This window comes from Vibrio sp. 1402 (assembly GCF_033340275.1).
The window spans coordinates 1-6,026 of the sequence record NZ_JAWOWE010000035.1; the positions used below are offsets into that span (position 1 = coordinate 1).

Sequence of the window (6,026 nt, forward strand, 5' to 3'; positions counted from 1 at the left end):
GAAAAAGGCGTAAGTTAAGGTATCTAGATCTAAATGACTACTGTACTAACACTCACAAACTACTGTACTAACACTCACAAACTACTGTACTAACACTCACGTTTTTACTCTTCAAAATTCTCCTCTAGCCCACGTCCTGTAAGGGCTAGAGCGAAATCACAAAAATGCCCTCTATATATCTCTAAATATATCTAGAGAGGAGTATAAATACTTCCTCTCTTGAAGCAGAGCGAAAAGAGGGGAAGCCTAGCGGCTTCACACACGCGCCTTGCGCCTTGCGGCTGCAAGCCTAAAAAAGGAGTTGCGGATGATAATCATTTGCATTTAGCCTCGTTTTATGTTAAAATATCTTAAGTGGTAACGGATCTATCTCTCCTCCCTCCTCTCGTTGCCATCTTTCGCTGTATATCCAACTTCTTAATAAAAACACAATCGTCTGGTTGGGTATCACTGTATCTATAACTATATAAAAAATAAGGATTAATATGCGTGACTTTAATGAGTTTGTCGTAGGCTTTACTGTACTTTTGGAAATGGTTAACAACTCAGGTTCGACTTCTCCTGATGAATGGATCCTGACATTGATCTTCTCTTTGTTTATTCACTTTATTTACCAATCCAAATAGCTGTTAACGGGGATTCAGCGATTTTCTTCGAAATCTGCATGGTTTGTGAAAATCTCGATAGTTGCTTTGGAATTTGCATGAATTTGAAATTTGGCTGTATCTCCCCATGAAATCGAAAACTTTTCAACCTCACCACATGCTGGCACTTCAATTGCACTCACTAACAAGCACATAATTAGTAAAATTGCAATATGCTTGTATATTATCGTCCGTATATTGCAATATGCTGCATTAATTACTCTAACATTTGCAATAATGCACGAATATACATCTCTTACTTTACGTTATTATTGCAAGCATATTGCAAGTTATACGAACAGGCATATTTTAATTATCTTCTTTTTGATTACAATATGCTTTTAAATTGACTTTTATTTATTTTCAGTATAATTGCAAATTTATCTTGTGTATCGTCAAGCATATTGCTATTATTAAAATATAGTTAATGAGCATACAAAGAGGGCTTTATTATGATGTATCGTCAACGTGGCAAAATGTTCAATGTTATTCGAACTACTTACAATCCTGAAAAGGGGCGAGGTGAGCAAAAGATTGTTTGCTCATTTAAAGCGGCTGATATTAGTATATTAGATTTCTCTAATTCACTTATTCAAGACCAAATTTCTAAAAATGAGCTTAATAGTGAAGAGGTTGAAGAGTTTAAAAACTGGTTTGAATCAACCAAAGAGGGTGTACAAAAAGAACTAAATAAGAAAGAGAATGAAAATGTTTGCTTCTGGCTCAAGACAGGTAGAGATCACATTAATAATGAAATTACCGAAGAATTAGCGGATAATATTTATATTGAGCTTAAGCGCATTAAAAATAAACTACGTGAGCTGGGCTACAAAGAAAAGCGAAATCTTGAAATCTAGCATTTGGGGGGTTGAGGGGTTAGGAGCAAGGTATAATTTAGCTCCGCTAAATTCCCTCCATTTTCGCTTCGCTTCATTCCGTGCCTTGCCATTGCATGGAGCTTGGTAGCCTAGCGGCTACGGGAAACCTGAAGGTTTCAGACTTCCTCAACCGCGCAAAGCGAGGGCGAGGAAGGCGGGTGTGTGAGGCGGCTGCCTCCCCCTACCAAACACAAACACAGCAATAATTATTATAAAAAGGCTGAATTATGGAACGTACCAGACCAGTAAGAATAAGTGTCTATTTCACTGATAGCGAAATAGACAAACTTAAAGATAAATACCAAATCGACCCATCGAACAAGCGTCCGAACGGTAAGTTAGCAGGTTATATGCGAGAGCAAATACTGAACGGGAAAATAAGCGAGTCACGCTTAGATCCTATCTCAGTGTCTCAATTCTCAGAGCTTGCAAGGTTATCTAGTAACCTTAATCAAATCACTCATCATTTAAATAAGCACAATATGAGTGAATATCTCAATTGTGATATAAATGAATTAAGAGAAACTTTAAATAAAATAAGAAGCACTTTAATAAATATAAATACAAATAAAGGTGACAAAGATGAAAGCGAAAGTTAATAGAGGTAACGGCTTTCGAGGGCTGGCTAATTACATCCTTGATTCAGTGAAAGGGGCTGAGTTACTAGGGGGTAATATGTCGGGTAAAAACTCAAGAGAGCTTGCAAAAGAGTTTGCCGTCTGCCGTAAATTAAGACCTAACATTAATCGTCCAGCGTGGCATGTTTCTCTTGCTTTGCCAGCAGGGGAAAACATTGATGATTCAATGTGGTGCAATGTTGCTCAACGATTTTTAGAAGAAATGGGTGTGGATATTAACATGCACCAATACTTTCTTGGTAAACACTCAGACACAAACAACGAGCATATCCATATTGGGTTAAACCGCATCGGTTTTAATGGTGAGTTGTACCACGGAAGAAATGACGTAATGCTTGCAATTCAAGCAACTCACAAACTAGAAAAGGAGTTTGGTTTACAGTTAACTCCAACTTTTGAAGAGCGTAAACAAGAAAAATCTCTCACATCAAATGAGATCCAAATGGCAGCGAGGACAGGGGAAGTGCCAGCAAGAGCAGCATTGCAAAACATTTTAAATGAAGCACTTACAGATAAGCTGGACGTTTTTGCATTTATAGAACGATGCGAAGCGGCAGGAGCAACAGTTATCCCGAACGTTGCCAGCACTGGACGATTAAACGGTTTCGCCTTTGAGTATCAAGGCATTAAATTTAAAGGCTCCGATCTTGGGGCGAAGTACACCTATAAGAACTTAAAAGAAGTGGTGATTTATGAGCAAGACAGACAAAGTGCGGAGCTTATCGCAGCAGCACAAACAATCAAGCAAAGGCTCAATGCAGTCAGTGAAAGAGACGCAGCAACAGAGCAACAGGAATCTAGACCAGATCCAGCAGGTAACGGAAAAGCTGAACATGCTACCCAGTCACCTGATCAGCGTAACGAACAGTCTGAACGCCTTGGAGAAGTCGATAAGATCGGAACATCAGAAGAACAAGGGCGAGCTATCGAAAGCAACTCAGAAGATGCTCAATGCAGAAATCAAGCTGAAGAAGCAGAGCAACAGCGTAGTGTGGCAAACGAAGTTGCTATGGTGGATTCTGGGCTTGCTGATTGGGGTGATGCTGACAATCACATTAGTGATATTGTCGCGCCCATTGTTGCAGTTTCTAATAAATGTCCATCGGCTAATACAGTAAGGAAACAGCAGTTATGGCAGCAGCAAGCCGAAGCTCTACAAGCTGATAAGTACCGCATAACCCTGATCGGTCGCCAAGGGCAAAAGCCTTGGGTGCTAGGAAAGCAGAAAGACGGCACAGAGAAGTTTTATAGTGTTGAAGAAGTTAAGAATAACATTCCACTTCTAAGTAAAAAGAATGCAGAGGGACGGGATATTTATATCACTCCCATCACGCTTGATTATCACTATATTGTCGTTGACGATTTAACGCCAGAAACGCACAAGGAAATGCTTGCTAATGGCTACTCTCCGAACCTGGTGCAAGAGTCGTCCAGGGACAACTATCAAGCAATCTTTAGAGTGCCTAAAACCACCGACGAAAAAGACCGAGAGATCGCAAATAAGGTGGTTGTAGGTCTGAATAAACGCTATGGCGATGAAAACTTCACTGGCGTATCTCATCCATTCAGAATGGCAGGATTCAGCAATAAGAAGCCAACAAGAAACAACTTCTTCACTCGCTTAATATCAAGCTCTGCAAACGCTTGTCAGCGTGTTATCACTTTGCTTAAGCAAGAACTGGATAAAGTGATTAAAGAGCGTGAGGAGGCTAAACAGGCGTATCAGAATGCGAAAGTTCAGCAACCTAAGCAAATCTCACTTGAAGAAGAGAGATTAAGGAAAATCGCAAGCGTTGATGCTACTACGAAAACAGCCGATGCGGTCTTTATGCGCCACTGGAGCAAATGGCATGGATTAGCTAAAAGCAAAGGCTGGTCTATCGATTATTCACGTATTGATTTTGCAGCTACCATAGACATGATCAAGGGCGGCTATAACGATGAAGAAATCCTGATTGCCATTGTGAATAGCTCCCCGTCCGTAGTGGACAGAAAGAATGATGTACAAGACTACACACGCAGAACGTTAGAGAAAGCGAAGATTAAACTTGGTGACGGTGATGATGGTAATAATCAATTATCGTTGTAACATAAATGACAAAGGGGCGAGTGCAGCAACACTCAACCCCTTCAAAATTGTTAACTTTAAGGCATTAACATGGATAATCTTAAACAAGAAACCCCAGTGTTTCAACTGGGTGGTGCAGGCTATCTGCATTTAGAACAAGCATTTTCAGAAGAAGCCCCAGAACTCGATTTTGTTTTTGACGGCTTATTGGCTGGCACTGTAGGCGGCATTGTTGCGGCTGGCAGCACTGGCAAATCATATTTTGCTTTAGGTCTACTTTCTGATCTTGCTACTGGCAAAGATACTTTAGGCTTAGGCATCAAAGAGTGCGATAAAGGTACGGTTTATCTAACACTCGAAGATCCCCGTGAAATTCTCCATCAGCGTATGCACGCAATTGGTTCTCTTTTAGCACCTGATGACCGCATTAAAATGCAGCGTAGAGCGCACATCGAGAGCCAAGTGGGGAGCCTGATCCACTTAGTGGATAGTAACGGCTTTTACAATCAACGCATTATTGATGCTATGTGCCTTGCATTCGAAGGTAAGCGCCTTGTGATACTCGATACGCTTCGTAGATTCCACTCTGGCAATGAGAACGACTCAGGACACATGAGCACTCTGATCAGTTGCTTTGAGCAAATAGCTCATCGCACTGGTGCTGCAATCCTCTTCCTGCACCACGTAAACAAGACAAGCAACTTCTTAGGCTCAGGGCTTGAGCAAGGTGCTTCTCGTGGCTCTGCGGCTCTTACAGACAACATACGATGCCAAATCAACCTAACAACCATGACAAAGGAAGATGCAAAGCAATTCAATATTGATGAGCTTGAGCGCACTAAGTATGTTCAGCTTTACAACTCAAAAGCCAACTACCAAAAGGACAATGGAATAAGGTGGTTTAAGCGAGGCGTTGGAGGTGTTTTGATGCGTCATAATTTCAGTGCTTCAAATATGATTAGAGGGCGTAACTAATGGATGATGTAAGATTCCCTGCGGCTCGTAATCACCCTGTTTTACACGCTGCACCAACCTTTAGACCAATCGCCAAGGGTAGGCGAAGAAAGGGCTTAGAGCGCATTCACGAAACGCCTAATGGCACACTAAAAACCAGAATGTTCTATGAGCTTGATGTGGCTGATCAGGATTTGCTTTTGTGCGTTTTAGCAATTGCTCGAAGTGAACTGTATCGTGAAGCAATAGATCAGGACGATAAGATACTTGAAGCCTTGGAGATAGATCTTAAAGGTGGTTCTATCAATGAAAAAGAGACTTTCAGGCTCTTAGAACTTCCAGCATTAAAAATATCACTAACAAGATATGAGTTACTTAAAGAGTTGCAACGCTCCACATCAGGAGCCAAGAACTATAAGTGGCTTGAGGCAAGTCTAGATAGATTAGGAGCTGTTAGTTTCAAATATGACGGTGCTCGCTGGTCTGGATCTTTTAATCTTCTCTCTTATCGGTTTAATAAAGATACTGAGCAATATGATATTTTTATCAATCCTATCTCTGCGCACTCTGTATGGTCTCAAAAAGCAAATTATATCTTTATCCATAGACAAGAAAGGCACTTGCTGAAAGCTGATGCTTCAAGGGTTCTTCACAGCTATTTATCAGGTGTGGTTCGCTTGGGCGAGACAAGGCATATAGGAATTGATACGGTGGTTAGTGCTGTGTGGGCGCAATATGACGAGGAAGTATCAAGTGATACCTTTAGATTTAGAGCTAAGCAAATCTCTGATGGGTGTAAGGAGCTATCTAGATTAAACGGGTGGAGTGCTGAAATTGTCGGTAG

At 41.0% G+C, this 6,026-nt stretch carries 6 protein-coding genes; all 6 read left to right on the forward strand.

What is annotated here, in order from left to right; translation table 11 throughout:
* The first annotated feature begins 485 nt into the window (after positions 1-485).
* On the forward strand, positions 486-626 hold the full coding sequence (locus tag R7044_RS23805; protein WP_169691954.1) for a hypothetical protein: 141 nt from the start codon (positions 486-488) through the stop codon (positions 624-626).
* Positions 627-1,096: 470 nt separating this feature from the next.
* On the forward strand, positions 1,097-1,501 hold the full coding sequence (locus R7044_RS23810; protein WP_169654004.1) for a hypothetical protein: 405 nt from the start codon (positions 1,097-1,099) through the stop codon (positions 1,499-1,501).
* A gap of 248 nt (positions 1,502-1,749) precedes the next feature.
* Complete coding sequence (locus R7044_RS23815) at positions 1,750-2,121, forward strand: plasmid mobilization protein (protein WP_169592369.1); 372 nt, start codon at positions 1,750-1,752, stop codon at positions 2,119-2,121.
* Positions 2,105-4,249: a relaxase/mobilization nuclease domain-containing protein gene (locus R7044_RS23820; protein ID WP_225455838.1), complete on the forward strand. Its 2,145-nt coding sequence runs from the start codon at positions 2,105-2,107 to the stop codon at positions 4,247-4,249. Before R7044_RS23815 ends, R7044_RS23820 begins: the two co-directional genes overlap by 17 nt.
* Positions 4,250-4,318: 69 nt before the next feature.
* Positions 4,319-5,203 carry a helicase RepA family protein gene (locus tag R7044_RS23825; protein ID WP_225455839.1) on the forward strand — a complete coding sequence of 295 codons (885 nt, stop codon included), beginning with the start codon at positions 4,319-4,321 and terminating at the stop codon, positions 5,201-5,203.
* On the forward strand, positions 5,203-6,026 hold an 824-nt coding region (gene repC / locus R7044_RS23830; RefSeq protein ID WP_225455840.1), incomplete at its 3' end, for a replication protein C, IncQ-type. The genes R7044_RS23825 and repC, both read left to right, overlap by 1 nt.